Here is a 26,597-nt window from a genome sequence, read left to right as displayed (position 1 = left end):
CCTTCTTCCTTAAATCAATGCTTTTCGCTTCAAGACATCTACACCCTTTGGCGCCCAGCCAGCAATTACTGCTGGTGCTGTTACGGTGATCCAGCCTAGACCGGCAAAAACGATGTCTGTTTTTTCTTTCACGGAAAATTCAAAACGAACAAGCTCGGGAAATTCCTCGACTTCATTAGGACGAGGCGGCTGCAATAACCCACCTACGTGTTTTTGATAAAATTCGTCTGCTTTTTCCAGTTTTGTTCGATGAATATTAACATCATTCGACACATAAGCAATAAATGAAGCACGATTGCCGCTGATAAAATCAAATCTTGCAAGTCCGCCCAAGAAAAGTGTTTGCCCTTCATTCAGCTGATAAACTTTAGGTTTGATTTCTTTTAACGGTGCAATGATCCGCAAATCTTTTTTACCTAAGTAGTGCGCCATTTGATGGCGATGGATAATTCCCGGTGTATCAATCAAAAAATGCCCGTCATCTAAAGGAATCTCGATTTTATCCAAGGTCGTTCCTGGAAACTGCGAAGTTGTGATTACATCTTGTACTCCCGCTGTATTTTTGATGATTTGATTGATAAGCGTCGATTTTCCGACATTTGTTACTCCGACGATATAGACATCCCGTCCATCGCGGTATTCTTCGATTTTTTCTAATAGTTCCGTCATCTCATGAGATTTCTTAGCACTAGTTAATAATACATCTACTGGACGAATTCCTGCTTCGTAAGCACGTTCCTTCATCCATTGTGTTAATTTAGTTTTTTTCAATGATTTAGGTAATATATCCACTTTGTTCCCAACTAAAAGTACTGGATTGTCACCGACAAAACGGTGTAGTCCTGGGATTAGTGAACCATTGAAGTCAAAAATATCCACCACATTGACGATCAATGCATCTTTTTGCCCTAATTCATTCAGTAAGCGCAAAAAGTCGTCATCCGTCAATGAGACATCTTGGATCTCATTATAATGGCGTAATCTGAAACAACGCTGACAATAGACTTCCCCGGAAGCTAAACCTTTTTCCAAAGCCGTTTGCGGCGTGTATCCTAATTCACCGGGTTTGTTTGTTTGTATAACGGCACCACAGCCGATACATTGTAATTCTTCTGTCATTCGATTCCACCTCGCCAGCCCATATCAGGGTGTTTTGCTAATAGATAGGCCATAATTCTTTTTTCCCAAAAACGATTAAATTGTGTCTTCCAACTATCTGTTGCGATAATGGGTTTTACAAGGATGCTACGTATCCCTGCACGATTGGCTCCACGTATATCAGTCATAATCTGATCGCCTACCATTACTATCTCATCATCTGCTAAATCCAATTGTTTCTTTGCTATGTTGATCCCTCTTGCTAAAGGTTTCATTGCTCGTGCAACATACAAAAGATCAAATTTTTCAATCGCTCGCGCGACACGTTTTGAATTATTGTTTGAAACAACAACAACAGGGATTCCTGCATTTTTCATTTCTAAAATCCAAGTAAGCAACTCTTCTGTTCCATCTGGATTATTCCATGCAATCAACGTATTGTCTAAATCGGTCAATACTGCTTTGATGCCTAGATTCTTTAATTGGGCAGGTGTAATCTGATAGATGGCTTCTACCATCCATGTTGGTTTGTAATTTGAAAACATGCTGTCTCCTCATCTGCAAAAAATGAAGGAGCACATAAAGTACTCCTCAACCCCGTATTATACTGCATATCAGCAAAAAAAACTACCTCTATACTCGTTCGTCTTTCAGAAAAAGCATTTCTTTACAAAATGACCAAAAATAAAGATTGATCACAGAAAAATTTAGAAACAAAAAACAACTAAGCGAGCAAGACCATTCTTTACTCTTTGCTTAGTTGTTAAACACCTAATATTGGCGGAACCTCTTGTATCGTTTTTCCAGTAATTCATGCTGGTCGAATCGAACAAGTTCCGTCAACCTTTCAATCAACGCTTTTTTCATAATGTGTGCGACTTTATATCGTGGCAACTGCTCGCCGTTGAACGTTTCAGGAATAACTCGATCAACGATTCCTAACTCGCGTAGTTCTGGCGCAGTAATTTTCATCAACTCAGCTGCTTCTGCGGCGCGACTACCGTCTTTCCACAAAATCGACGCAAATCCTTCTGGAGAAAGCACAGCATAAATCGTTTCTTCCAGCATCCAGACTTCATCCGCTAAACCTAGAGCAAGGGCACCGCCACTTCCACCTTCACCAATGATGATGGCGATGATCGGTATCTTTAAATCAGACATTTCGAGCAGATTTCTGGCAATAGCTTCTCCTTCGCCGCGCTCTTCTGCTCCTACACCGCAATATGCACCTGCTGTATTGATCAATGTAATCACCGGTCTATTGAACTTTTCCGCTTGTTTCATCAGTCGTAAAGCTTTTCGATAGCCTTCAGGATGGGGAGAACCAAAATTTCTGCGGATATTTTCCTGCAGATCCCGTCCTTTTTGAATACCGATCACTGTTACCGGTTTGCCATCTAATCGAGCGATTCCACCAACAATCGCTTCGTCATCTGCAAATAAACGATCACCATGGCATTCCTCGAAAGAATCGAAGATCTCTTCAAAAAAATCCAAGCTTGTCCATCGTTCTTTAGCTCTTGCTAACTGAACGACATCATGTGCTGTTTTATCCACGATCTATCCATCCTTTCTGTGTATGCAATTCAAGAAGCGTATGGATTTTCTGCTTTAATTCTATGCGGGGAACAATCTGATCGACAAAACCATGAGACAATAAGAATTCAGCCTTTTGGAAATCTTCTGGAAGTTCCTGCTTGATCGTCTGTTCGATGACACGTCTTCCAGCAAAACCAATCAAGCTTTGGGGTTCTGCTAAAATGATATCACCTTCCATTGCAAAACTGGCAGTTACTCCTCCGGTCGTCGGGTCTGTCAAAACAGTTAGATAAAAAAGACCTTCATTACTATGCCGTTTGACAGCAGCAGAGATTTTTGCCATCTGCATTAGAGAAAAGATTCCTTCTTGCATCCGTGCACCACCTGAAGCTGTGAACAAGACGACTGGAAGTCTTTCCTTTGTTGCTCGTTCGAATAATCTGGTGATCTTTTCTCCGACAATCGTTCCCATACTTCCCATGATAAAATTAGGATCCATCACTCCAATAGTGAAGGGAATCCCCTGAATGGTTGCTTTACCAGTGAGGACTGCTTCATGAAGTCCTGTTTTATCTTGCATCTTTTTAATTTTTTCCGTATATTCGGGAAATGCTAGCGGATCTTTGGTTACAAGATCCGTATCCCATTCTTCAAAACTTTTTTCATCAATAATCAAAGCTAGACGCTGCCATGCACCGATTCGAAAAGCGTATCCGCAATGAGGGCATACTTTTTCTTCACCGATGTCTTTCGTATAAAGGATATGTTTGCAATTTGGACACTTTGCCCACATGTTATCAGGAACAGATGGCGAGTTAGCAGGTTTGCTCTCTCTATTAGGATTGATCCGAATATATTTCTTTTTCTTAAACAGAGCCATCTATGCGCCTCCTATCTCCGTTTCTGGTGTCCAATTCGGTAAAAATTCTTCTTGTAAAAATGCTGTGCTGTAATCACCTGCTATGACTGCAGGATGACTAATCAAATCCATCTGAAATTCTGCGTTCGTGATGATTCCTTCTGTGATAAATTCACTTAAGGCTCGCTGCATCTTCATTAATGCTTCAAAACGCGTATTTCCATGGACGATTATTTTTGCAATCATTGAATCATAATATGGCGGGATCGTATATCCCGGGTAAACTGCACTGTCTACCCGCAGTCCCATCCCACCTGCTGGAAGCAGTAAGTTTTGGATCTTCCCTGGAGAAGGAGCAAAATGGAAAGCAGGATTTTCTGCATTAATCCGGCATTCGATTGCGTGTCCTTGGAATACTACTTCTTCTTGACGTACATTCAAAGGCTCACCGGCTGCTATCTCCACCTGTTTTTTTACTAAATCGATTCCTGTGACCATTTCTGTTACTGGATGTTCCACTTGGATTCGAGTATTCATTTCCATGAAATAAAAATCGCCTTCTTCATCCATCAGAAACTCGATCGTTCCGGCATTTTCATAATTGACTGCTTTAGCTGCTCGAACAGCAGCGTCTCCTAGTGCTTCTCTTTTTGTTTGTGAGATCACTACAGAAGGAGATTCTTCCAGTACTTTTTGATTGTTGCGTTGCAAAGAACAATCTCGCTCGCCTAAATGAATGACATGACCAAATCGATCACCTAAGATCTGAACTTCTATATGGCGAGCAGGATAAATGATTTTTTCCAAATACATATCATCATTTCCAAATGCCGCTGCTGCTTCTTGCTGAGCTGAAGAAAAATGCTGTGGGAGCTCTTCTTTTGATTGAACTTTCCGAATGCCTTTCCCACCACCGCCTGCAGCTGCTTTCAGCATCACTGGATAACCAATTCTGTCTGCTATTTCCAATGCTTCTTCTACTGTAGATAATACACCAGTACTTCCTGGAATGACTGGGACATTTGCTTCTTGCATCAATTGACGCGCATTGATCTTATTTCCCATTGCATCGATCGTTGCACTTTTAGGACCAATAAATGTGATATTGCACTCCTCACACATGGAGGCAAATCGGCTATTTTCAGATAAAAAACCAAATCCTGGATGAATTGCTTCGGCTTTTGTCACGATTGCAGCGCTCAGTACTTCCTGAACATTCAGATATGAATCAACGGCTTTTGCCGGGCCAATGCAAATTGCTTCATCTGCTAACTGTGTATGAAGTGCTTCGGCATCTGCTTCTGAATATATCGCTACGGTTTGGATCCCTAGTTCGCGGCATGCACGAATGATACGTACAGCGATTTCACCGCGGTTAGCTATCAATACTTTAGAAAACATATTTCACCTATCCAATCATAAAGGTTAATTCCGCTTCGGCTACTTTTTTACCGTCTACTTTAGCGATTCCTTTGCCTATTCCGGCTGAAGCTTTCACTTTCAATATCTCAACTTCAAGGTATAAGGTATCTCCCGGTGTAACTTTCTTACGGAATTTTGCTTTGTCCAATCCGCCGAAATAAGCCGTCTTTCCCTTGAATTGTTCAAGAGAAAGTAATGCAACTGCTCCTGCTTGAGCCATTGCTTCAACAATCAATACCCCTGGCATAACAGGTTCTTCTGGAAAATGTCCTTGAAAAAAGGGCTCATTGATCGTTACATTTTTCTTAGCAACGATCCGTTCTCCTTCAACCATTTCTTCCACTCGATCAATCAAAAGCATTGGATAACGATGTGGAATGATTTCTTTTATTTCTTGTATGTTCATTGATTTCCCTCTTTCCTGCTTTGCTTATTTTTGCTGGATCCTAAAGAGTGGCTGTCCATATTCAACAACTGACTCGTTTTCTACAAGGATTTCTGTGATTACTCCGTCGGCCTCACTAGTTATCTCATTCATTAGTTTCATCGCTTCAATAATGCAGATAACTTCTCCTTTGGCAACTTGATCACCTACTTTTTTGAAAGCTGGTTTGTCGGGCGCCGGTTGCAGATAAACGATTCCCACGATTGGCGAAACAACCTCGATTCCATCAAATACTGCCGATTCTTTTTCTTTCATTGTTTCTGGAGCAGTTGTTGCTTGTTCAGGTATGACATTGACTGGCTCCGAAACTGGCAACGTTTCGTTTGTTTGAACCATATTCATGCCTCGACTTGTTTTATTTTTATTCATATACAATTCAAATTGACCTTCACGCAAATCGAATTCCGTTAGCGAGGATTGATCAAATTGACTGACTAATTCTCTGATTTCATTGATATCCAAAATTATTCCTCCCAGCGTTTCATGCACAGAACCGCATTATGTCCGCCAAACCCTAATGAATTACTCATTGCATAAGTAAAACTTGCAGGTTTGCTTTCGTTTTTGACAACTGTCAAGTCAATCTCAGGATCTTGTTTTTCTACATTGATCGTAGGTGGGATAAATTGATGTTCTAATGCCAGCAAAGTTGCCAAGGCTTCGATCCCGCCGGCTGCTCCCAATAAATGTCCAGTCATCGATTTCGTGCTGCTGACGTAAGTATCTCTGAAATTTTCACCTAATGCGATTTGGATTGCTTTTGCTTCTGCCTGGTCATTGGCTGGTGTACTTGTTCCGTGAGCATTGATATATCCGACTTGTTCCGGCTGTACACCAGCTTCTTCCATCGCAAGCTTCATTGCTTTAGATGCACCAGAACCATCTGGAGTAGGAGCTGTCATATGGTAAGCGTCACAGTTTGCACCGTATCCAACGATTTCTCCATAGATTTTGGCACCGCGAGCTTGTGCATGTTCTAAAGATTCAAGAACTAGAACACCTGCTCCTTCACCCATCACAAAACCATTCCGATTTTCGTCAAACGGAATCGAACCACGATTAGGATCAGTTGATTCTGAGAGTGCTGTTAAAGCTGCAAATCCAGCAATCCCCATCTCACAAATCGTTGCTTCTGTTCCTCCAGCAAGAATGACATCTGAATAGCCATGTTTGATGTTACGGAATGCTTCCCCAATTGAATTCGTTCCGCTAGCACAAGCTGTTACGATAGCTGTACAAATACCTTTTGCACCTACGCGCAAAGCAATATTTCCAGCTGCCATGTTGGCAATCGCCATTGGCACGAACATTGGAGAAACTCGTTTTGCACCTTTTTCATGTAGACGAATAACTTGGTTTTCGATTGTTGGAAGACCACCGATCCCAGATCCGATGATGACGCCAAACCGGTCTTGATTCATTTTTTCTTTATCTAAACCGCTCATCTCCATTGCTTCTAAAGCAGCGTAGATTCCATAGATTGAAAACATATCCATTCGTTTGCTATCTTTTTTAATAAAATATTTATCGTAAGGAAAATCTTTGACCTCGCCCGCTAAGGTAATCCCTGTTTCTGAAGCATCAAATTTAGTGATCGGTGCGATGCCATTCGTCCCCTCTTTTAAGCTATTCAAAAAGCTGTCTGCGTCATTTCCAATAGGTGAAGTGACTCCATAGCCAGTAATTACCACTCGATTCATTTATTTGCTCTCCTTTTCTTATCCGTGCATGACCAATCCGCCATCGACATTGATGACTTGTCCGGTGATATATGGATTTTGTGCTAAGAAAACTGCTGTTTGTGCAACATCTTCTACTTGTCCGAAACGCTGCATCGGAATTTGCTTTTCCGCTTGTTCCTTGACTTTGTCTGCTAAAACTTCCGTCATATCAGTTGTGATGAATCCTGGCGCAATGGCATTACATGTAATGCCTCTAGTTGCAGCTTCTCGTGCCACAGATTTTGTTAATCCTACTACGCCAGCTTTACTAGCTGCATAATTTGCTTGACCAATATTTCCAATCAACCCAGATACACTAGAGAGATTAATGATGGCCCCTTCTCGCTGCTTCATCATTTTTTTCAATACGTGCTGCGTCATATTGAAGGTTCCAATCAAATTGATATCAAGACATTTTTTGAAATCTTCTGCATCCATCCGCATCACAAGTTTGTCATTTGTGATTCCGGCATTGTTTACTAACACATGGATCGATCCAAGCTTTTCTTCTGCTTCTTTGATCATTTGTCCCGCTTTCTCATAATCAGAGATGTCACCGGAAACTCCTACGCATTTTACACCGAATGCTTCGATTTCTTCTATCTTTTCTTTTGGAATCTCTCCGCGACCATTCAAAATGATATTTGCTCCAGCTTTTGCAAAAGCTAAGGCCATCGCTTTGCCGATTCCTCTTGTACTACCTGTGATAAATACATTTTTTCCTTTTACATCCATAACGTTCCTCCTTATAGTATTGCTATTGTTTCATCAAATGTCTGCTTATTCTCAACACGCAGAACTGGTATTGTTTTATCGATTTTTTTCATAAATCCGCTTAATACTTTTCCGGGGCCGACTTCGATGACTTGCTCGATGCCGATTGTTTTTAACTTATGGATACTCTCATAGAAACGAACAGGTTGCATGACTTGCTGTTCAAGTAGTCCCGCGATCGTTTCTTTCTTCATTATTTCCGTTGTTGTGTTGCTTATGATAGGAAAAGAAGGTTCAGAGAATTGAATCTGACTTAGGTCCTTCGCCAGTTTTTTTGCTGCCGGTTCTAAAATAGCTGTATGAAAAGGCCCGCTGACATTTAGAGGGATCATTCTTTTGAACCCTTTTTCTTTTAATAGTAAAACAGCTTCGTCTACTGCTTTTTCTTCGCCACCAATCACGATCTGCTGAGGTGTATTATAATTTGCAGGAGATACGATGCCGTACTTACTAGCTTCATGACAGCTTTCCTCGATCGTTTCAATCGGCGCATTCATCACTGCAACCATTTTCCCGCTTCCAGCTGGGGCCGCTTCTGTCATATAAGCGCCTCTTTTTGCTACTAACGCAACTGCTTCAGTGAAGGATAACGCATTACTAGCTACTAATGCCGAATATTCTCCTAAACTCAGTCCTAAAGCTGCATCTGGGATGATTCCGTGCTCCTTCAATAAGCGATAATACGCGATGCTGACTGTTAGAATAGCTGGCTGTGTATATTGCGTCTGATCCAAATGTTCATTTTCTGTAAAGCAAAGTTCAGCCATATCGTAGCCAAGAATTTCACTTGCTTCATCAAATGTCTGCTTTACAATGACTTCTTCATACAAATCTTTTCCCATACCTTGATATTGTGCACCTTGGCCACTAAATAAGAATGCTGTTTTCATGTTTTTCTCCAATATATCCAGAATATATGTTTGATTCTTTTTATTCAAAAAGGCCGAGACATTCCTATTTCAGGAAATGTCCCAGCCCCCAACCTAATTTTAATGATTATGCAGTTTGTTTTTCTACGTAAGTCACTAAATCTTGAACCGTTTTGATTCCGTCTTCTGTTTCGATTTTCACGTCAAATTCATCTTCGATTTCATTGATGATTTGGAATAAATCCAAGCTGTCAGCTTCTAAGTCTTCTTGGATGTCAGTAGTCAATTTGATTTCTTCAGTTTCTTTTCCTAATTCTTCTGCGATGATTTCTTGAATTTTTTCGAATACCATAATAATATATTCCTCCGATATTGTTTGCTTTTTATTTTTATAATTTAACAGTCTACAACTCCATGAGAATACTTCCCCATGTTAAACCTCCGCCATAGCCTGTAAATATTACTTTCTGCTGTTTTCCCAAGGTGATCTTTCCACTAGAAACTGCTTCATCCAATAAGATAGGGATGCTTGCAGCAGATGTATTCCCATATTTATCCATATTGGTCAGGAACTTTTCTTGCGGCATCTTTACTTTTCGGGCAATTTTCTCAATAATTCTGAGGTTTGCCTGATGCAAAAGCAGATAATCAACTGGTTTGTCTTTCATGACTTCTTGGATATTGTTTGCAACGTCTCGTACGGCAAAATCAAAAATATCTCTGCCAGTCATTTGCAAATAATACGAACCTTCTGAATCTTCTGAATAGAACGGATTTTTATTTTGCTGGTAGCCAGCGGTCAATGAGCTACTTCTGGTTCCGTCAGCTGCTAATTTTTCTTTCAGCAATTTTTTCTGTGGATTCGCTTCTAAGAGAATCCCACCTGCTCCATCGCCAAACAACACAGCAGTCGTACGATCAGACCAATCGATTAGCTTAGATAGTGTTTCACCACCAATCACCAGTCCCTTAGTTGAGCCGCAGCGGATCATTTTTTCAGCCATACTTAACGCATAAACAAATCCTGAGCACGCAGCACTGATATCAAAAGCGATAGCATGAGTTGCTCCCAATTTCCCTTGTACTTGTGCTGCTACAGATGGTGTCGTGTAATCGGGCGACATTGTTGCTACTAAAATAAAATCCAAATCTTTAGGGTTTAGATTTTTCTGTTTTATCAATTTTTCCGCCACTAAAATGCATAAATCAGAAGTCTCCTGATTTGTTACACATCTTCGTTCACGAATACCCGTCCTTGACGAAATCCATTCATCAGAGGTATCCATCATCTTGGAAAGATCATTATTAGTAATAATCTTTTCAGGAAGGACGCTGGCTGTTGCAGTAATCATTCCAAATTGTTCCATTAAATATCCTCACTTATAGTCTTGCAAGAAGTCGTGCAAGTTTTTCAGTGCATCCAGCAAGGCATGCTGTTCCTCCGTAGCCATTCCGTCTAAGATGTTCTTGACCATTTCACGATGAAAATGCTGATGGACCCGAAATAGTAACTTTCCTTTTTTCGTTAGTCCCAACTTTACAACGCGGCGGTCATCTTCACTGCGGATACGTTCGACATAGCCTTTTTTTACTAACTTGTTAATAGCAGTGGTCAAGGTCCCAACAGTAATTGATAGTTCTTTGGCTACTTCTGAAGTTGTTTTTTTCTTGTACATCCCGATTGCCTCGATCGTGTGCATCTCTGTGATTGACAGATCTTTGAATTGAGATTTTTTCAGCTCAGACTCTTCGATTGTCAAAATATCATTGAAGACACTAACAAGATAATCATTTACTGTTTTTAAATCTGGTTCCATGTTCCACCGTCCACTAATTAGTTTGATTATCAAATCTTTTGATGTTCAAACTATATCTTAACTTTTTTCAAAATGCAACCTTAAAAGATCATTTTTTTACTATATGAGCTTTTTTTAAGATTTTACTCATTTAAAACAACTGATAAATCAGCATTTATAATTTCTTTTATTAGAAAAATCATCTATCTCACATATTTTGATTATCAAAGTATTTTCTGTGAACAGAACTATAGAATTCCCTAAAACTTGTCCATTATTTCAAAATTTGTTATAGTCTTTTTATTCAAAGCGTAAAAGGAGATCCTATGTTAAAAGAAAAAATGAAAACTCTCCCCATGCTGCCGGGTGTCTATCTTATGAAAGACCGAGATGGTAAGGTCATCTATGTTGGTAAAGCAAAACGGCTCAAAAATAGAGTAAGCAGCTATTTTCATCAGAATAAACAGCATTCGAAAAAAGTATTACGCATGATTCATCATATAACAGATTTTGATTTCGTCGTAGTAGACACGGAATTAGATGCTTTATTGCTCGAGTGTCAATTGATCCAACATTACCGACCTTTTTATAACCGACAAATGAATTATTTCAGTAATTATAATTATGTACATATTACCAATAAGGGATTTGTATTAACAGATACTCCTACGGCTCGAACATACGGGCCTTTTCGTCTCTATAAAAAAATGCCGTCTATTTTGCGTATAATGGAAGAAACTTATCAAATGCCTTGGTTGTCTGAAATTAGTTTGTTAGCTTTGCGAGTCCAGCTTCCTGACCTACAGGAAATGACTTTTGAACAGAAAAAAAAGGAACTCCAAGGGCTGTTTCAAGGCCGAAACAAAAAGCTACTGACTTACTTGAAAAAAAGACAACAACATTTCATCTATCAGTTGAATTTCGAAAAAGCCGGTATGCTTCAAAAAGATATCGAATTAGTTACTTATTTTATTAGACGGATCCAGGAACAAAAGCAGTTTTTAAGAACACCATCGCTCACCTTCAGCATGCCATTAGCAGCAGATGAGAGTCAGAAAAAGCACTACCTCGTTTGTCATGGTCAACTTGTAGAAACAATGATTGCCTCTGGTGACGTTTCTCCTGACTTCTATTATGAAAAGAAAGAAGCTCATTTATCTTTGAAACGTCAATTATCAAAAGAAGAAATCGATCCTGTACAAATCTTGATCAGTTACCGCAAAAAATTAGAAAAAGAACAGTCTGAAATTGAACTGTTAAACAAAAAAGAAGCTGAAAAGCAACTAAATTAGTTGCTTCTCGGCTTCTTTTAGGCATCTTCAACTTCAAATGTCAATTATCCTAAAATTTATTGGATTAAGTCATAGATTTCCATCGCTACGATATCGATATTATCAAATTCGTATTGCTGATGAGTATCTGTTTCAGTTAATTCAAATGTATCGGTCGCTTTATCATAAGTTACTGTACACTTCTCTACGCCTTCTTTTTCAAAACGGCGAACTTGCAGTTCATTATCTGCTGACTCGACCATAGCCTCCAGTCGTTTTATGATTGCGACTAATTGTGAATGTGTCATCGGAGGTCCTCCTTTTCTTATTTCTGTTATATTGTATCAAAAGCATAGCCTACTTGCATTGATTTTCTCTAAAAAAACTCGTTTTTTATGATTTTTTTTCTGGTATTTTTCCTTCAGGCCACCAAAGTTTGATCAAAGCTTGGGTTCCGTCATTCTCAAAACCTTTATCTGCCAACTCTTCATATAGTTTCAATGCTTGGGTAGTTGCTGGCAATACAAGGTCCATTTTTTCTGCTTCTTCTAATGCAATCTTTAAATCTTTGATAAAATGTTTGACAAAAAAACCAGGTGTGTAATCTTCTTTTAAAATACGAGGAGAATAATTACTTAAAGACCAGTTAGCTGCACTTCCACCTGAAAGCGTCTCAATCACTTTCTTTAAATCAAGTCCGTTTTTTTGTGCATAGACAAGCATTTCCGTCATTCCTGTCATCGTACCTGCAATCATGATCTGATTAGCCATTTTTGTATGCTGACCTTTCCCAGCAGAACCATGCAATGTAAATGTCGTACCAAATTCTTTGAATAAAGGCAGTACTTGATCATAAACGGCTTCTTCTCCACCGACCATGATCGTCAGTGTACCATTCTTTGCTCCTAAGTCACCACCGGATACCGGTGCATCTAACGCATCTGCGCCTTTTTCTTTTGCTGTTTTTGCAATTTTTTCTGCCAGGCTTGGTGTACTTGTAGTCAAGTCAACTAAAATATGTCCTGAGATATCTGCAGAAAAAATCCCCGACTGTCCATAGTAGACTTCTTCTACATCTTTGGGGTAACCTACCATTGTAAAGAGAATATTACTTTGTTCTGCTACCGCTTTTGGTGTATCTGCCCAGTTAGCTCCTTCTGTTACTAAAGGATCAGCTTTTGCTTTTGTCCGATTATAGACAGCTACTTCGTGTCCTGCTTCTAGTAGATGGCGTACGACAGCACTTCCCATGACGCCTGTTCCGATAAAACCAAGTTTCATTTTTTCGACCTCCTAAAAATCAAAAATCCTTGCTTCTATGCTAGTATACGCTAGAAACAAGGATTTTTTCATAAAAAATGTTTGAATTTTATCTTTTAAATGAATTTAATTTTATTTTGATTCGTTCAATCGAGTCTTCTTCTTCTTTTCTTCGCATCTCTTCTTCATGATAAACAACCATGTCTTGATAAAATTCGATCATAGCTTCGCCGAAATGTGTAGATGAAATATCATAAAGTTTAGCTTCTAAAACCTTTGGATATTTAGGAAATTCACTGGAAATATAATCAATAAGTGCTGGTGCAAAGTCTTCGTCGGTTTCAAAAGTTTTCCCTAATGAAGGATGATCGAACAATCGGTTCAAATAAGCATTTCCTTCCACGACACAAGGTGTTCCGGCTGCCATCGCTTCTGTATAAGTAAGCCCTTGTGTTTCTGAAGTAGAAGCACTGACAAAATAATCTGCCGCTTTATAATAAAGTGCTACATCATTGTTGTCCACTTCTCCTGTGAACTGCACAAATTCTTCTAACTGCAGTTCTGAGATCAATTCCTCTAACTCTTCTACATAAGGTCCTTTTCCTACGATAACTAATCTGGCGTTAGGATAAGCGGAGATGACCTGAGGAAACCCTTTAATCAAGGCTTGGATATTTTTCTCATAAGAAATCCTGCTTAAAGAAAGAATCATCAAATGGTTTTCCTGAAGACCTAGTGACTCCCTTAATTTGCTGATATCCTGCTGAGTGATATCAGAACGTTTGAATTTTTCAATGTCGATACCAGTAGGAATCACGCGAAGCGGTGCTATTACACCATAGCTGCGTAATGTATCAATAACACGTTCACTTGGACAAACTACACCTGTCGTATGATTTGCAAATAATCTAGACAAGTATTTTACATGGGATTGCCTGATCACTTTTCCTTTACCGATATAATGAAGGTAATCTTCATACATCGTATGGTAAGTATGGATCAGAGGTATTTTCAACTTCTTAGCTACCATCTTCCCAAGTATCCCTGCTCCGAATTCTGTATGGGTATGAATAAGATCTAGTTCTAGTTCTTTGGCAACCAAATAAGCATACCACATGCCTCTAACAACAACTCTTCGATCCTTGAAAGAAATAAATGGTACACTTGGCATTCGAATCACATCTTTTTCCAACTTATCCGCATTAGGATCGGTCGTTGTAAAAATATAGACTTCATGCCCATGTCTTTCTAATTCTTGTTTTAATGTTTTGATCGATGTAGCAACTCCGCTGACTTGCGGAAAGTAGGTATCGGTAAAAAAGCCGATTTTCATGTTTTTCGCCTCCAAACTAGTCCTTGATCTGATTTACTTTTTTTAATTTGCTAGAGACTTTTTCATTCAGTACACTTTCGTATACATTTTTAAGTTCTTCACCGATTTTATTGATACTTCGCTCTTTTGCTGTTTGATAACCGGCTTGTGTCGTACTCGGTAGTTCTTGATTGGTAATCTGTTGGATCAGTCGGATAAATTCTTCGTTTGTCTTCCCCATATAGCAGTTCTTGCTATCTTCTAACCAGCCATTATACACTGGAATATCTCGAACAAGTACGTTTTGTTTGCTTGCTAAAGCTTCTAAAACAACGATCCCTTCTGTCTCTTCATAAGAAGGGAAAAAGAATAGATCTGCACCTGAATACGCACCTTCTATGATCTCTCCACGAATGTAACCAGGAAACAGGACATTTTCAGGATGATCTTCTTTTACAATTTTCCGGATGTTCCGAGGAATCGAGTACATGGGAACATGACCAAACCAAATAAATGTGTATTCGGGCATCTTCTTAGCAATTTCTACGAAATCAATGATTCCTTTACGTTCGAAAAACAAACCGACACAAATGATTACTTTTTGATCCGGAGACAGTTTGAAATATTCTCTGAACTTTTGTTCTTTCATTGGATCAGGGCGATATTTCTCTAAGTCGATCCCATTGGAAATAGCTTGAATCGGCACACGGATACCATAGCTTTCCAACAACTGTTTTGAATAAGGTGTTGGCGTGATCAGATAGTCCGCTTTTTGGTACAATCCTACCAGATATTTTTTTACGATAGGAGAAAGCTGGTTCGATCCGATAAAGGAATTTCGGAAATCTTCCTCTGTAGAATGCGCATGATAGACAACTTTTTTCCCTTCTCTTCTGGCTTTATTGACCATATTATGACTATTGATTCCGTATGTATTGATGTGCAGGATGTCATAATCTTCTTTTTCATCTAGTGTATAAGAGATACCGACTTCCGTCAGAGCACGTTTTTGATGATCAAGCGCACGCCCGATTCCAGATTTTGCAAGCATCTTTTCACTTTCAAAATATAATAATACCTTCACCTTACGTCCCCCTTCACTTATATAGTATAACATAGCCTACAAACTGTCACTCAAACTTAAGCCCTATTTTTATCTATTCTTACTGACAAAAACGTTTTCTTAAAAAAGAACAAAAAAACTGGCGTAGCTCTTTTACAAGCCACACCAGCTTTTGATACGTTGTTTATTTTACATATTCATGAACAAGTTCAACGACTTCTTCCATCGTATCGCATTCTTTCAATGCACGATCAGCAAGTTCAGCCATTTTCGCTGTGTCCAAGCGTTTCATTAAACTACGCGTTTTAAGAATAGATGTCGCACTCATTGAGAACTCATCTAGACCCATACCTACTAGCAATGGAACAGCTGTTTGATCTCCAGCCATTTCTCCACACATACCTGCCCATTTTCCTTCAGCGTGTGCTGCATCAATTACATTTTTGATCAAACGTAAAATTGATGGGTTATATGGTTGGTACAAGTAAGAAACGCGTTCGTTCATACGGTCTGCTGCCATTGTGTATTGAATCAAATCGTTCGTACCTACAGAGAAGAAATCTACTTCTTTTGCAAACTTGTCTGCTAAGACTGCTGCTGCTGGAATCTCGATCATGATGCCGACTTGGATCGTATCAGATACTTCCTTGCCTTCACTGATCAATTTTTGTTTTTCTTCTTCAAAGATCGCTTTTGCTGCGCGGAATTCTTTGAGTGTAGCTACCATAGGGAACATGATACGTAAATTACCATGAACAGATGCACGAAGCAATGCACGCATTTGTGTACGGAACATTTCGTCGCCTTGTTCAGATAAACTGATACGCAATGCACGATATCCTAAGAATGGATTCATTTCATGAGGTAATTGCAGATATGGTAGTTCTTTATCTCCACCGATGTCCATTGTACGAACAACTACAGGTTTTCCTTCCATACCTTCTAATACAGCTTTGTAAGCTTCATATTGGTCATCTTCTGTTGGGAAGTCTGGAGAATCCATATACAAGAATTCAGTACGGTACAGACCAACTGCTTCTCCACCATTATTATGGACACCAACTAGATCTTTTGGTGTTCCGATGTTTGCAGCTAATTCAAAATGCTTGCCGTCAGCTGTGACAGTTTCTGCATTTTTTAATTTTTCCCATTCTGCTTTTTGTGCTGCGTAATCTGCACCTGCTTTTTCAAATTCAGCTTTTTGTTCATCTGTAGGATCGATGATTACATCGCCTTCGATCCCGTTGACAGCCAAAATATCGCCTTCTTTGACTTTAGCAGTAATTTCTTTTGTCCCAACGATTGCTGGAATTTCTAAAGAACGTGCCATGATAGCAGAATGTGAAGTACGTCCACCAATGTCTGTTACAAACGCTTTTACAAAATTGCGATCTAATTGTGCTGTATCACTTGGAGTCAAGTCATGTGCAACAACGACCACTTCTTCGTTGATCATTGATGGATTTGGTAAAGTAACGCCTAATAAGTGCGCTAAAATACGTTTAGCAACGTCACGAATATCTGCAGCACGCTCTTGCATATAAGCATTATCTTCCATTGCTTCGAACATACCGATATACATATCCGTTACTTCTTTTAGCGCTGATTCAGCATTTACGCTGTTGTCTTTAATATTTTGCTTGATTTGACCTACCATTTCTGGATCTGAAAGAACCATCAAATGGGCATCAAATACTTGCGCTTCTGCTTCACCTAAGCTTTGCGCTGCTTTTTCACGAATTTGCTGCAATTCTTCAGTAGATTTAGCTAATGCAGCATCCAAACGAGCTTCTTCAGCCGCAGTATCTTCTACTGTTGCCTTACTGAATGTTAAATCCGGTTGAACTAGCAGGTAAGCTTTTGCAACGGCTACACCGTCACTAGCGGCAATCCCTTTTAGCATTTCAACCATTATTCAGATAAGCCTTCTTTCTTCATTGTTTCAACGATTGCTGCCATTGCATCAGCTTCGTCAGCACCTTCTGCAGTAATAGTAACATCAGAACCTTGACCTACACCTAAAGACATAACGCCCATGATTGATTTCAAGTTTACTGATTTACCTTTATACTCTAAGTTTACATCAGAGTTAAATTTGCTTGCTGTTTGTACTAATAGTGTAGCTGGACGAGCGTGGATCCCAGTTTCTGCTACTACGTGAAATTCTTTCTTTTCCATATTAATCGGTCTCCTTTAAGTGAGTGTTGTTTTTATGTGAGGGTTTTCTTTTTTAGTAATTCAGAGAATCCTAACAAATGCCACCCTTTCATCTGTAAAGATTAACATTTTTTTTCGTTAGATACAACAGTTTTCATTCAATTTCAGATAAAAGTATTCAAATTATTCCAGATTCTTTTTCATCCTTTTCTTCACATTTTATAACAAACGTGTTTATTTTCTTTTTCTTGTCGCTTTCTCTTCTCCTGACGTTTATCATTCTTTCCTTTGACCCTCTTTGTTTTCATATGAAACGAATTACTTGCTTCCCTTTTTATTTTTAGTATAATAAGAGTCAAAGGTCAGGAATGGTCAATAGAGATTTCACCTTTTCTACCTCATAAATCTCTTAAAAAACTAGGGGTTATTCTTTTACCTCATGAAAAACGAGATGTAAAATATGGATGTACCCATTTTTGTGAAAGGACGTGAATGATTCATGCTTTGTCAAAACTGCGGCAAGAATGAGGCAACGATTCACTTGTATGCCACTGTCAATGGTCAGCGGACACAACTCGATTACTGTCAGAGCTGTTATCAAAAAATCAAAAATCAACAAAATGGAGGTCTGACTAATATGGCCCAAAATGATCCATTTGGATTTGGCAGTTTGGACGATCTTTTCCGTTCCATGTCTCGCCAAATGCAACAGCAAGGAAATTATGAGCAAACACCACCAACACAATTTGGCGGAAACAACAACTTCAATGGTGGTCAGCCACCTCAAGGCAATACAGAAGGTTTATTGGGAGAATACGGAATCAATATCACAGAACAAGCACGACAAGGTGATATCGATCCTGTGATCGGACGCGATGACGAAATCAAACGAGTCATTGAAATTTTAAATCGCCGAACCAAGAACAATCCTGTCTTGATTGGAGAACCAGGTGTTGGTAAAACAGCAGTTGTTGAAGGTTTAGCACAAAAAATCGTAGATGGTGATGTACCGCAAAAATTAATGGACAAAGAAGTCATTCGTTTAGATGTCGTATCTTTAGTCCAAGGTACTGGTATACGAGGACAATTTGAAGAACGTATGCAAAAATTGATTGAAGAGATCCGTCAAGCAGAAAATGTGATCCTATTCATAGATGAAGTTCACGAAATCGTCGGTGCTGGTTCTGCTGGTGATGGAAATATGGATGCTGGTAATATTTTAAAACCAGCTTTAGCTCGAGGAGAATTGCAAATGGTTGGTGCTACTACCTTAAACGAGTACCGCATCATCGAAAAAGACGCTGCTTTAGAACGTCGTATGCAACCTGTACGGGTAGATGAACCAACTGTCGAAGAAACGATCAGTATTTTGAAAGGTTTGCAAAAACGTTATGAAGACTATCATCATGTAAAATATACTGATGAGGCCATCGAAGCAGCCGCAACTTTATCCAATCGTTACGTCCAAGATCGCTTCTTGCCGGATAAAGCCATCGATTTGCTAGATGAAACAGGTTCTAAGAAAAACTTGACGATCCAAATCGTTGATCCTAAAACAATCGAGAAAAAACTGCAAGAAGCAGAAGAACAAAAAGTTTTAGCTTCTCGAGAAGAAGATTTCGAAAAAGCAGCTTATTATCGCGATCAGATCAATAAACTTCAAAAAATGAAAGAACGTCAGCTCACTGAAGAGGAAACACCTGTGATTACCGAAAAAGATATGGAAAAAATCGTTGAACAACGGACAGGTATTCCAGTGGGTGAATTAAAAGAAAAAGAACAGACACAACTGAAAAACTTAGCAGATGACTTGAAAGCTCATGTCATCGGACAAGATAACGCTGTAGATCGAGTAGCGAAAGCGATTCGCCGAAACCGTGTTGGATTAAACAAACAGAATCGTCCAATCGGCTCCTTCTTATTTGTTGGACCAACTGGTGTAGGTAAAACAGAGCTTGCGAAACAACTTGCCTACGAACTATTCGGTTCACAAGATTCAATGATTCGTTTCGATATGTCTGAATATATGGAAAAACATAGTGTCTCTAAATTGATTGGTTCTCCTCCAGGTTATGTCGGATACGAAGAAGCTGGTCAATTAACAGAAAAAGTACGGAGAAATCCTTACAGTCTTGTCTTGTTAGATGAAGTAGAAAAAGCTCATCCAGATGTTTTGCATATGTTCTTGCAAATCTTAGATGATGGTCGATTGACAGATGCACAAGGAAGAACGGTCAGCTTTAAAGATACGATCATCATTATGACAAGTAATGCCGGAACTGGTAAAGTAGAAGCAAACGTTGGTTTTGGTGCGGCACGCGAAGGTGTTACTCGTTCTGTATTGAACCAATTAAACAACTACTTTACACCAGAATTTCTGAACCGTTTTGACGGGATCATCGAATTCAGTGCATTATCAAAAGAAAACTTGATGACAATCGTCACACTAATGCTAGACGATGTCAACCAAATGCTGGCAGCACAGCAACTTCACATCGAAGTTCCTACGAATGTCAAAGAAAAATTAGTTGACTTAGGCTATGATCCATCTATGGGTGCTCGTCCTCTTCGACGCACGATCCAAGAACAAATCGAAGATGGTATCGCTGAATTTTATCTTGATCACCCTTCTATCCATGAGTTGAAAGCAAAACTGGATAAAGATGGAAAAATCATCGTTACTTCTAAACCAGAACGTTTGGCAAAAGAATCAGCCGAAGAAACGGCTGAATAAATCCAGTTTTATAGCGTGAGGCGGTATTTCTTTGAGAAATGCCGTCTCATTCTTTTTTCAGAAAAGTCAAAATACTGTTCATTTTATAAAAAAGAAATTATAATAAGAGAAACAAGCAATTAAAAATACATAAAAGAGGTGAGCGCCATGAAATTGGTAAATGTAACAAACAGCCATTCCCGTCTTGTATTAAACCAGCTTGAAAACACTGATGCCCATCTAGTCAAGGTCTACACAGCCGGAAATACCACTATTGTCTACACTGAAGCCCCTGAACATAATGAAATTCTGCTGATCAATGACAAACGTAAAATCCAGCCGAAAGAAATCGAAGATGCTAAAAATTATTTCTTAGATAAAATCAAAGACGCCGTTTACCACGAGGATGAAATCAAAGTAATCGAATTGGCAGGCCTTGTTGAGATCTCGATTCCAAAACATGAATTAGGCGCTACATTAGCCGTGTAAACAAATTTTGAACATAATAATTAAAGAGCGTGGGACAAAAGTAAAGAACACTTTTGTCTCACGCTCTAGACACGTATAAACGGCGGAAGCAGAAGCAACTCCTTCGGAAATAAGCTGAAATTCACAAAAATTTGAAAAGCAATTTTCGTGAATTTCTTCTTATTTCTTGGAGTTAAACGCTTCTGTCCCAGCCTCTTTTTCTTTCTAGCTTTTTGATTTTTCTCTTTTCTTTTGTACTTTTCTCTTTTCATTTTCAGTTCTACGCGTGTCTTTATTTTTAACTTTTTCCTCTTTATGGATGATTGATCGTACTTTTTGTGCAATCTGCTCGTTTTTGTCCCAGTCTTTTACATCTAATAATTGACATAATTGTAACATCTCTTCTTTTTTCTGTTTTTTTCTTTCACGTCTTTGCCATTCTGTTTCCATGTGTCACACTCTCCTTTCTTTAATCATATGTACGCAAAATAATTTTTATATTTTTTTGATTAGACATTTCTATGATTTTAAATAGTAAAAAGAGCCGTCACGGAAAATCCGTCACGGCTCTAAACAAAATATGAGAAGCTGTTTTTGTTTGGCTATTCTTATTACTTGATGCAGGGCAGCTTGTAAAGACTTCTTTACATCAAACTTTTTAATTTTACATTAGGATATTTATCCGCAAACCAGCGTTCTGCAAATTGGTTCTCGAATAAGAACAATGGTTGGTCGAAACGGTCACGAGCCAAGATATTGCGGCTTGAACTCATCTTCTCATCCAAATCTTCTGGATCGATCCAGCGAGCGATTTTGTGTCCCATTGGAGACATGATTACTTCGGCGTTATACTCATTTAACATACGATATTGGAATACTTCGAATTGTAGCTGACCAACAGCTCCAATGATATATTCTTCCGTTAGATATGTTTTATAAAGCTGAATCGCTCCTTCTTGAACTAATTGATAGATTCCTTTGTGGAAGGATTTTTGCTTCATGACATTTTTTGCAGTCACTTTCATAAATAGCTCTGGAGTAAATGAAGGGAGTTCTTCATAAGCAACTTTTAGTTTTCCTTCGAACAATGTATCCCCAATCTGATAATTACCTGTATCATATACACCGATGATATCGCCTGCTACTGCTTTTTCGACGTTTTCTCTCGAATCTGCCATAAATTGTGTGACATTGCTTAATTTCAGTTTTTTATTTGTACGTTCCAACCAGACATCCATTCCTCGTTCGAATGTTCCAGAACAGATTCGGACAAAAGCGATTCGGTCACGATGGGCTGGATTCATATTTGCTTGGATCTTGAATACGAAACCTGAAAATTCTTCCTCATAAGGACTTACCATCTGATCATCTTGTGTTTTGTGTCCATAAGGAGCTGGTGCCAATTCAACGAAAGTCTCTAAAAAAGTCTGTACACCGAAGTTAGTCAATGCAGAACCAAAAAATACTGGTGTCTGATCGCCACGAGCAATTTTTTCTTGATTAAATGCATCTCCAGCCTCTTTGATTAGTTCTACTTCTTCTAAGACTTGTTCATATAAGGAATTTTCAGTTAGAGGATGATTTTCGGGAAGCAGTCCATCTTCATCCAATTCTACTAATCGTTCATCCTGATAATTTTCCGGACGATAAAACTCTACACGATTATGGTAGATATCATAAAGACCTTCTAGCCCTTTACCCATACCGATTGGCCAATTCATCGGATAAGATTCGATATCTAATAGCTCTTCTAATTCTTCTAACAATTCCAATGGTTCACGACCATCACGATCTAGTTTGTTGATAAAAGTAAATATCGGGATGCCACGTTTTTTTACAACTTGGAATAATTTCTTTGTCTGTGCTTCGATCCCTTTTGCACTATCGATTACCATAACCGCACTATCCACGGCCATCAAAGTACGATAAGTATCTTCAGAAAAATCTTCATGTCCTGGTGTATCCAAGATATTTACTCGTTTCCCTTGATAATCAAACTGCATAACAGAACTAGTAACAGAAATCCCACGTTGTTTCTCGATTTCCATCCAGTCTGATTTGGCAAAATTACCTGTTTTTTTGCCTTTTACGGTCCCGGCTTGACGGATAGCCCCACCAAACAATAGTAATTGTTCTGTAATCGTTGTTTTCCCAGCATCCGGATGGGAAATGATCGCAAAAGTTCTGCGATTGTCCACTTGTTGCTTTAATTCTGGATTATTCATAACCTAACTCCATTTCTTCCATTCAATTATTTATATTTTCTCTAGGCACAGATTGTCCGATCTCTTAAAGAAAGACAATTTCATATAGGGCTGTGACAAAAGCCGTGTAGCAGTCTCTTTTTCCGAGTAAACGGCGTTCTAGAGACAGCCTATCAGCAATAAGCCCACCCAAGCCAAAAATACGAGAAGCTGTTTTTGCTTGGCTGCTCTTATTACTTAATGCAGGATAGCTTTTTCACAACCTTTGTCAACTACTACAACTGAATCAGTATAGCATGGATTCAGCGAATGAAAAAGCCACCAAACCATAAGAGTCAAATATTTTTTTGTCAGCTGACTAAAAGAAAAGACGTGTTGCTTGTTTATTCAAGCAACACGTCTTTCATAACCAAGTTTCCAATTATCTTCTTGGCTCGTCATCTTCGAATTCTTTTCTGAAGTATCTTCGTTCTTCTTCAGGTTCCGCTTCTGTTTCTTCCGGATCATGAAAAATGACACGGATTTTAAGGATTCGAGAACCTTCCATTTCTTCAGAAACCAGCGTAATATTATCGACATCAAACGATAACTTTTCGCCTTCATCCGGAATCATGCCTAATGCTGTAATCAAATAACCAGCCATCGTATCTACATCACTCATATGCAGATCGCTGTCAAAAGCTTCATTGAACTCATCAATCAGCATACGTCCTTGGATGATATATTCGTGTTCATCGATTTTTTCATAAAGATTCTCAACTTCATCTGATTCATCATCGATTTCTCCGACGATTTCTTCTAAAAGGTCTTCTAGTGTTGCTAACCCAACGACGCCGCCATATTCATCTAATAAAATAGCCATCTGATTCTGCGTCTTTTTCATTTCATATAACAGATCATCAATAAAGACCGTTTCAGGAACGAATAAAGGCTCCTGCATGATTTTCTTGATATCTAAATTATCAAAGCCGAATTTATGGGCAGCTTTTAGTAAATTCTTTGTATGAAGGATTCCGACTACTTTATCTTTGTCTTCGTTATAAACAGGGATTCTTGAATAGTTTTCGGATAAAACTTCATTCACATTTTCTTCCACAGTGTCGTTGATATCAATCATAAATGCATCCGTTCGTGGGACCATGACTTCTCGGGCAACTTTCGTATCAAGAGAAAAAACCCCTTGGAGCATTTCTAATTCTTCATTATTCAATACGCCTTCGTTTTCAAGCATATAACGCATTTCATCTCTGGTCATTTTTGAATCTTCATCATCAAAGGTCATCGGCGTGATACGCGCCAATAAACTTGTGGAAGCAGAAAGCAGCCAGACGAAGGGCTTAGCTACTACACCAATCAAGCGTATCAGCCCTGAAGTGAACTTTGCGACTTCTTCTGATTTATTTAAAGCAATACGTTTAGGGTACAATTCTCCAAAAACAATCGATACATAGGTCAAAATAGCCAGCACAATGATATTTGCAATATTTTTTGCCGCTGTGCCGCCACCTAATACCGGAGCTAACCGTTCCGATAAAGTATTAGCTAGTGAAGCACCAGACAAAATGTTGACCAAAGTGATTCCTACTTGGATTGTCGATAGGAAATTATTTGGATTCTGCAATATTTTTAAAAGCTTTTGAGATTTCACATCTCCTTCATCAGCTTTTTGCTCGATTCGATTCTTATTGATCGAAACAACAGCAATTTCGGAAGCTGCTAAAAAAGCATTGATCAATGTCAAAACGATCAATAATAAAATCTGCGCTAACAGCGACTGACTCTCAGGGTCAGCATTCATAATCGCATTCTCTCCTTATAAAATTAATTTTTAGTTTACGATAGAAAAAAACGTGGCACTATAGCCACGTTAAAATGGTATCACAAAGCAATTTTCTTTGCAATAAAAACAAGTGTACTAAAACTACCTACGAGGTCGTAGCAATTTTCTTCTTGTTTTCATTTTGCTTGTCTTCTTTGACGATTTTGATTATATAGGAAATGATCGTCTTGCAGATTGCGTAAAAAGGAACACCTAAGAAGATACCAAGCAATCCGGCAATATTTCCAGCTACTAGAAGAACGATAATGATCGTTAATGGATGGATTTTCAGTGATTTCCCAATTACATTAGGATAAATGATATTCCCATCCAACTGTTGGACGATTAGCACAACCACACAACAAAGTAATGCTTTTACCGGATCATTGAAGACTGTTACTAGAAATGCAGGTGCTAGTCCTAGATAAGGTCCTAAATATGGAATTAGGTTTGTCAATCCCGCAATGACCCCAAATAAGAAAGCATAATCCACACCAATTACCATATATCCTAAAAATGTGAAGGTACCAACGAATAAACATTCGATTGCTTGTCCGCTAATGTAATTAGCCAATGTTTTATTCAGTTGCCCCAATAACTCCACAATTTGGTTTCTTCTTTTTTCTGGGAAAAACTGTTGGATGTTTGGCACTAGTTTTTCTCCGTCTTTCAACATATAGAACAAGATGAATGGTGCTGTAATGATTACTACGGTTGCCGAAGCGATCGTTCCAACGATCGAACCTAAACTATTGGATACTCCACTAAGGAATTGCTGAATGATTGTCCCGTAAGAAATGTCTAATTGCTCAAAATATTTATTGATATCTACTTCCTTGAACAAAGGCAATTCGGCTACCTCTTTTAACCAGCTTTCTACCTGTTTGATGAAATCAGGCATATTAGATGCCAATGAGGAAATTTGCTGTACTAGACTTGGGATGACACTAAGTAAAATCCAAATAATTGCTGCAACTAAAAGGAGCAGCACAATTGCGACAGCCCATATTCTTTTGATTTTTGCTTTCATCAACAGCTTGACAATAGGATTCAATAAATAGTAAAGAAAGCCTGCAATCAGTACAGGTGCAAATAACGTGGAAAAAAATGTCCCGATCGGTTCGAAAATAAAGTTTATTTCTGATGAAATCATGATCAATGCAGCTATGATCAATAATTCAAGCGACCAAAACATTAGTTTAGACTGTCTAAGTTTTTCAAACAATAGATTTCCTCCTTTCTTTCTTACTAGTATATATTATATTCGTTAAAAATTCTTTTATTCTTTTTTTATTTTTGAAAACTTGCCATACTTTTTATTTGTTTTATTTTCCAGTATACTATACGAAAGGAAGGTGGCTAGACCATGAAAGTTGTACAAACAAAAGATACAATGAGCAATATCTACTTAGATGCTGTACGGATCAGGCATCAAGTTTTTGTAGTCGAACAGGGTGTGCCTTTGTCTCGAGAAATAGACAAAGATGAAGCCCATTGTATCCACTTCGTCCTGTACTCAGATAAAAAAGAACCGCAAGGAACTGTACGTCTTTTGCCTTTAGAAAACGGAAAAATGAAATTACAGCGGATGGCGATTCTTTCTGAATACAGACACCAAGGGTTAGGAAAAATATTGATTGAAGAAGCAGAAAACTTTGCTAAGAATCAAGGCTATAATACGATTTTATTAGGGGCACAGTCCACAGCTGAAACTTTTTACGAAAAACTAGGATATACAGCTTACGGCGATCCTTTTGAAGATGCTGGCATGCCTCATATTTATATGAAAAAGACTTTATAAAAATTT

27 protein-coding genes are annotated in these 26,597 nt (G+C 38.7%); 4 read left to right on the top strand and 23 right to left on the bottom strand.

All coding sequences use genetic code 11. From position 1 onward, the window contains the following. Nucleotides 1–9: 9 nt before the first annotated feature. From yqeH to fabT, 13 genes are all read right to left on the bottom strand, one after another. Nucleotides 10–1,119, bottom strand: a complete 1,110-nt coding sequence (yqeH, locus tag OS138_RS07110; RefSeq protein WP_002290850.1) for a ribosome biogenesis GTPase YqeH — start codon at nt 1,117–1,119, stop codon at nt 10–12. After that, nucleotides 1,116–1,643 carry a YqeG family HAD IIIA-type phosphatase gene (locus tag OS138_RS07105; RefSeq protein ID WP_002287626.1) on the bottom strand — a complete coding sequence of 176 codons (528 nt, stop codon included), beginning with the start codon at nt 1,641–1,643 and terminating at the stop codon, nt 1,116–1,118. Before OS138_RS07105 ends, yqeH begins: the two co-directional genes overlap by 4 nt. 226 nt (nt 1,644–1,869) lie before the next feature. Beyond that, the gene (locus OS138_RS07100; protein WP_325069890.1) at nt 1,870–2,655 is read right to left on the bottom strand and encodes an acetyl-CoA carboxylase carboxyl transferase subunit alpha; all 786 of its coding nucleotides are present in this window, start codon (nt 2,653–2,655) and stop codon (nt 1,870–1,872) included. After that, nucleotides 2,648–3,517: an acetyl-CoA carboxylase, carboxyltransferase subunit beta gene (accD, locus tag OS138_RS07095; RefSeq protein ID WP_325069889.1), complete on the bottom strand. Its 870-nt coding sequence runs from the start codon at nt 3,515–3,517 to the stop codon at nt 2,648–2,650. The genes OS138_RS07100 and accD overlap by 8 nt, the downstream gene beginning before the upstream one ends. Further along, complete coding sequence (locus OS138_RS07090) at nt 3,518–4,897, bottom strand: acetyl-CoA carboxylase biotin carboxylase subunit (protein WP_325069888.1); 1,380 nt, start codon at nt 4,895–4,897, stop codon at nt 3,518–3,520. It abuts the gene before it with no gap. A 7-nt stretch (nt 4,898–4,904) separates the two neighbouring features. Beyond that, the gene (gene fabZ, locus OS138_RS07085; RefSeq protein WP_002287621.1) at nt 4,905–5,324 is read right to left on the bottom strand and encodes a 3-hydroxyacyl-ACP dehydratase FabZ; all 420 of its coding nucleotides are present in this window, start codon (nt 5,322–5,324) and stop codon (nt 4,905–4,907) included. A 24-nt stretch (nt 5,325–5,348) separates the two neighbouring features. Then, entirely contained in the window at nt 5,349–5,825 is a 477-nt protein-coding gene (gene accB, locus OS138_RS07080) for an acetyl-CoA carboxylase biotin carboxyl carrier protein (protein ID WP_002290844.1), read from the bottom strand. Nucleotides 5,826–5,827: 2 nt separating this feature from the next. Then, nucleotides 5,828–7,063 carry a beta-ketoacyl-ACP synthase II gene (gene fabF / locus OS138_RS07075; RefSeq protein ID WP_002287619.1) on the bottom strand — a complete coding sequence of 412 codons (1,236 nt, stop codon included), beginning with the start codon at nt 7,061–7,063 and terminating at the stop codon, nt 5,828–5,830. Between the two features lie 18 nt (nt 7,064–7,081). Continuing rightward, a complete protein-coding gene (gene fabG, locus OS138_RS07070) occupies nt 7,082–7,819 on the bottom strand; it encodes a 3-oxoacyl-[acyl-carrier-protein] reductase (protein WP_002326070.1) in 738 nt (245 codons plus the stop codon). Nucleotides 7,820–7,830: 11 nt separating this feature from the next. After that, nucleotides 7,831–8,748, bottom strand: a complete 918-nt coding sequence (gene fabD, locus OS138_RS07065; RefSeq protein WP_002324392.1) for an ACP S-malonyltransferase — start codon at nt 8,746–8,748, stop codon at nt 7,831–7,833. 106 nt (nt 8,749–8,854) lie between these two features. Next, nucleotides 8,855–9,079 (bottom strand): acyl carrier protein, encoded by a 225-nt coding sequence (locus OS138_RS07060; RefSeq protein WP_002287614.1) that lies wholly within the window; start codon nt 9,077–9,079, stop codon nt 8,855–8,857. Between the two features lie 52 nt (nt 9,080–9,131). Then, nucleotides 9,132–10,094 carry a beta-ketoacyl-ACP synthase III gene (locus tag OS138_RS07055; protein ID WP_002287612.1) on the bottom strand — a complete coding sequence of 321 codons (963 nt, stop codon included), beginning with the start codon at nt 10,092–10,094 and terminating at the stop codon, nt 9,132–9,134. A gap of 9 nt (nt 10,095–10,103) precedes the next feature. After that, nucleotides 10,104–10,544, bottom strand: a complete 441-nt coding sequence (fabT, locus tag OS138_RS07050) for a fatty acid biosynthesis transcriptional regulator FabT (protein ID WP_002287610.1) — start codon at nt 10,542–10,544, stop codon at nt 10,104–10,106. Between the two features lie 305 nt (nt 10,545–10,849). Here fabT and OS138_RS07045 point away from each other — a divergent pair, with 305 nt between their 5' ends. Beyond that, complete coding sequence (locus OS138_RS07045) at nt 10,850–11,815, top strand: GIY-YIG nuclease family protein (RefSeq protein ID WP_325069886.1); 966 nt, start codon at nt 10,850–10,852, stop codon at nt 11,813–11,815. Nucleotides 11,816–11,871: 56 nt separating this feature from the next. Here OS138_RS07045 and OS138_RS07040 read toward each other — a convergent pair whose 3' ends face one another. The 6 genes from OS138_RS07040 to OS138_RS07015 form a co-directional block, all read right to left on the bottom strand. After that, nucleotides 11,872–12,102 (bottom strand): YkuJ family protein, encoded by a 231-nt coding sequence (locus OS138_RS07040; RefSeq protein ID WP_002287607.1) that lies wholly within the window; start codon nt 12,100–12,102, stop codon nt 11,872–11,874. A gap of 85 nt (nt 12,103–12,187) precedes the next feature. Beyond that, on the bottom strand, nt 12,188–13,075 hold the full coding sequence (locus tag OS138_RS07035) for an NAD(P)-dependent oxidoreductase (RefSeq protein ID WP_325069885.1): 888 nt from the start codon (nt 13,073–13,075) through the stop codon (nt 12,188–12,190). A gap of 88 nt (nt 13,076–13,163) precedes the next feature. Then, nucleotides 13,164–14,387, bottom strand: coding sequence for a glycosyltransferase family 4 protein (locus OS138_RS07030; RefSeq protein WP_325069884.1), 1,224 nt, complete (start codon nt 14,385–14,387; stop codon nt 13,164–13,166). A 16-nt stretch (nt 14,388–14,403) separates the two neighbouring features. Continuing rightward, nucleotides 14,404–15,450: a glycosyltransferase family 4 protein gene (locus OS138_RS07025; RefSeq protein ID WP_002319376.1), complete on the bottom strand. Its 1,047-nt coding sequence runs from the start codon at nt 15,448–15,450 to the stop codon at nt 14,404–14,406. Between the two features lie 163 nt (nt 15,451–15,613). After that, nucleotides 15,614–17,341 (bottom strand): phosphoenolpyruvate--protein phosphotransferase, encoded by a 1,728-nt coding sequence (ptsP, locus tag OS138_RS07020; RefSeq protein ID WP_002295388.1) that lies wholly within the window; start codon nt 17,339–17,341, stop codon nt 15,614–15,616. Beyond that, complete coding sequence (locus OS138_RS07015) at nt 17,341–17,607, bottom strand: phosphocarrier protein HPr (RefSeq protein WP_002287602.1); 267 nt, start codon at nt 17,605–17,607, stop codon at nt 17,341–17,343. Before OS138_RS07015 ends, ptsP begins: the two co-directional genes overlap by 1 nt. Before the next feature lie 478 nt (nt 17,608–18,085). Between OS138_RS07015 and OS138_RS07010 the strand changes: the two genes are divergently transcribed. Both OS138_RS07010 and OS138_RS07005 read left to right on the top strand, forming a co-directional pair. After that, the gene (locus tag OS138_RS07010) at nt 18,086–20,320 is read left to right on the top strand and encodes an ATP-dependent Clp protease ATP-binding subunit (RefSeq protein ID WP_002287598.1); all 2,235 of its coding nucleotides are present in this window, start codon (nt 18,086–18,088) and stop codon (nt 20,318–20,320) included. Nucleotides 20,321–20,467: 147 nt separating this feature from the next. Next, on the top strand, nt 20,468–20,788 hold the full coding sequence (locus OS138_RS07005; protein ID WP_002290825.1) for a DUF1827 family protein: 321 nt from the start codon (nt 20,468–20,470) through the stop codon (nt 20,786–20,788). Nucleotides 20,789–20,992: 204 nt separating this feature from the next. Here the strand turns inward: OS138_RS07005 and OS138_RS07000 are convergent, their stop codons facing one another. The 4 genes from OS138_RS07000 to OS138_RS06985 form a co-directional block, all read right to left on the bottom strand. Then, a complete protein-coding gene (locus OS138_RS07000; RefSeq protein ID WP_002290824.1) occupies nt 20,993–21,217 on the bottom strand; it encodes a hypothetical protein in 225 nt (74 codons plus the stop codon). Between the two features lie 194 nt (nt 21,218–21,411). Then, nucleotides 21,412–22,992 (bottom strand): peptide chain release factor 3, encoded by a 1,581-nt coding sequence (locus OS138_RS06995; protein ID WP_002298237.1) that lies wholly within the window; start codon nt 22,990–22,992, stop codon nt 21,412–21,414. Nucleotides 22,993–23,392: 400 nt separating this feature from the next. Beyond that, complete coding sequence (locus tag OS138_RS06990; protein ID WP_002295395.1) at nt 23,393–24,769, bottom strand: hemolysin family protein; 1,377 nt, start codon at nt 24,767–24,769, stop codon at nt 23,393–23,395. Between the two features lie 127 nt (nt 24,770–24,896). Beyond that, complete coding sequence (locus OS138_RS06985; protein ID WP_002290821.1) at nt 24,897–26,015, bottom strand: AI-2E family transporter; 1,119 nt, start codon at nt 26,013–26,015, stop codon at nt 24,897–24,899. A 141-nt stretch (nt 26,016–26,156) separates the two neighbouring features. On the opposite strand from OS138_RS06985, the gene OS138_RS06980 reads away from it, so the two are divergent. Further along, nucleotides 26,157–26,591, top strand: a complete 435-nt coding sequence (locus OS138_RS06980) for a GNAT family N-acetyltransferase (protein WP_002290819.1) — start codon at nt 26,157–26,159, stop codon at nt 26,589–26,591. Nucleotides 26,592–26,597: the final 6 nt, after the last annotated feature.

The sequence above is a fragment of the Enterococcus sp. E5-37 genome, assembly GCF_035726925.1.
Taxonomy (GTDB): Bacteria; Bacillota; Bacilli; order Lactobacillales; family Enterococcaceae; genus Enterococcus_B; species Enterococcus_B faecium.
The sequence above is the reverse complement of the archived record's forward strand: the minus strand, read 5'-3'. Positions and strand labels throughout refer to the sequence as shown.

What these genes read in the sequence shown, in the direction of transcription:
- OS138_RS06995 (WP_002298237.1), bottom strand. Translation starts at nt 22,992, where the DNA reads ATGAATAATCCAGAATTAAAGCAACAAGTGGACAATCGCAGAACTTTT.
- fabG (WP_002326070.1), bottom strand. Translation starts at nt 7,819, where the DNA reads ATGGATGTAAAAGGAAAAAATGTATTTATCACAGGTAGTACAAGAGGA.
- OS138_RS07005 (WP_002290825.1), top strand. Translation starts at nt 20,468, where the DNA reads ATGAAATTGGTAAATGTAACAAACAGCCATTCCCGTCTTGTATTAAAC.
- fabZ (WP_002287621.1), bottom strand. Translation starts at nt 5,324, where the DNA reads ATGAACATACAAGAAATAAAAGAAATCATTCCACATCGTTATCCAATG.
- OS138_RS07055 (WP_002287612.1), bottom strand. Translation starts at nt 10,094, where the DNA reads ATGGAACAATTTGGAATGATTACTGCAACAGCCAGCGTCCTTCCTGAA.
- OS138_RS07040 (WP_002287607.1), bottom strand. Translation starts at nt 12,102, where the DNA reads ATGACACATTCACAATTAGTCGCAATCATAAAACGACTGGAGGCTATG.
- fabD (WP_002324392.1), bottom strand. Translation starts at nt 8,748, where the DNA reads ATGAAAACAGCATTCTTATTTAGTGGCCAAGGTGCACAATATCAAGGT.
- ptsP (WP_002295388.1), bottom strand. Translation starts at nt 17,341, where the DNA reads ATGGTTGAAATGCTAAAAGGGATTGCCGCTAGTGACGGTGTAGCCGTT.
- OS138_RS06980 (WP_002290819.1), top strand. Translation starts at nt 26,157, where the DNA reads ATGAAAGTTGTACAAACAAAAGATACAATGAGCAATATCTACTTAGAT.
- OS138_RS06990 (WP_002295395.1), bottom strand. Translation starts at nt 24,769, where the DNA reads ATGAATGCTGACCCTGAGAGTCAGTCGCTGTTAGCGCAGATTTTATTA.
- OS138_RS07090 (WP_325069888.1), bottom strand. Translation starts at nt 4,897, where the DNA reads ATGTTTTCTAAAGTATTGATAGCTAACCGCGGTGAAATCGCTGTACGT.
- OS138_RS07060 (WP_002287614.1), bottom strand. Translation starts at nt 9,079, where the DNA reads ATGGTATTCGAAAAAATTCAAGAAATCATCGCAGAAGAATTAGGAAAA.
- fabT (WP_002287610.1), bottom strand. Translation starts at nt 10,544, where the DNA reads ATGGAACCAGATTTAAAAACAGTAAATGATTATCTTGTTAGTGTCTTC.
- OS138_RS07010 (WP_002287598.1), top strand. Translation starts at nt 18,086, where the DNA reads ATGCTTTGTCAAAACTGCGGCAAGAATGAGGCAACGATTCACTTGTAT.
- yqeH (WP_002290850.1), bottom strand. Translation starts at nt 1,119, where the DNA reads ATGACAGAAGAATTACAATGTATCGGCTGTGGTGCCGTTATACAAACA.
- OS138_RS07105 (WP_002287626.1), bottom strand. Translation starts at nt 1,643, where the DNA reads ATGTTTTCAAATTACAAACCAACATGGATGGTAGAAGCCATCTATCAG.
- OS138_RS07000 (WP_002290824.1), bottom strand. Translation starts at nt 21,217, where the DNA reads ATGGAAACAGAATGGCAAAGACGTGAAAGAAAAAAACAGAAAAAAGAA.
- OS138_RS07035 (WP_325069885.1), bottom strand. Translation starts at nt 13,075, where the DNA reads ATGAAACTTGGTTTTATCGGAACAGGCGTCATGGGAAGTGCTGTCGTA.
- OS138_RS07015 (WP_002287602.1), bottom strand. Translation starts at nt 17,607, where the DNA reads ATGGAAAAGAAAGAATTTCACGTAGTAGCAGAAACTGGGATCCACGCT.
- fabF (WP_002287619.1), bottom strand. Translation starts at nt 7,063, where the DNA reads ATGAATCGAGTGGTAATTACTGGCTATGGAGTCACTTCACCTATTGGA.
- accD (WP_325069889.1), bottom strand. Translation starts at nt 3,517, where the DNA reads ATGGCTCTGTTTAAGAAAAAGAAATATATTCGGATCAATCCTAATAGA.
- OS138_RS07045 (WP_325069886.1), top strand. Translation starts at nt 10,850, where the DNA reads ATGTTAAAAGAAAAAATGAAAACTCTCCCCATGCTGCCGGGTGTCTAT.
- OS138_RS07030 (WP_325069884.1), bottom strand. Translation starts at nt 14,387, where the DNA reads ATGAAAATCGGCTTTTTTACCGATACCTACTTTCCGCAAGTCAGCGGA.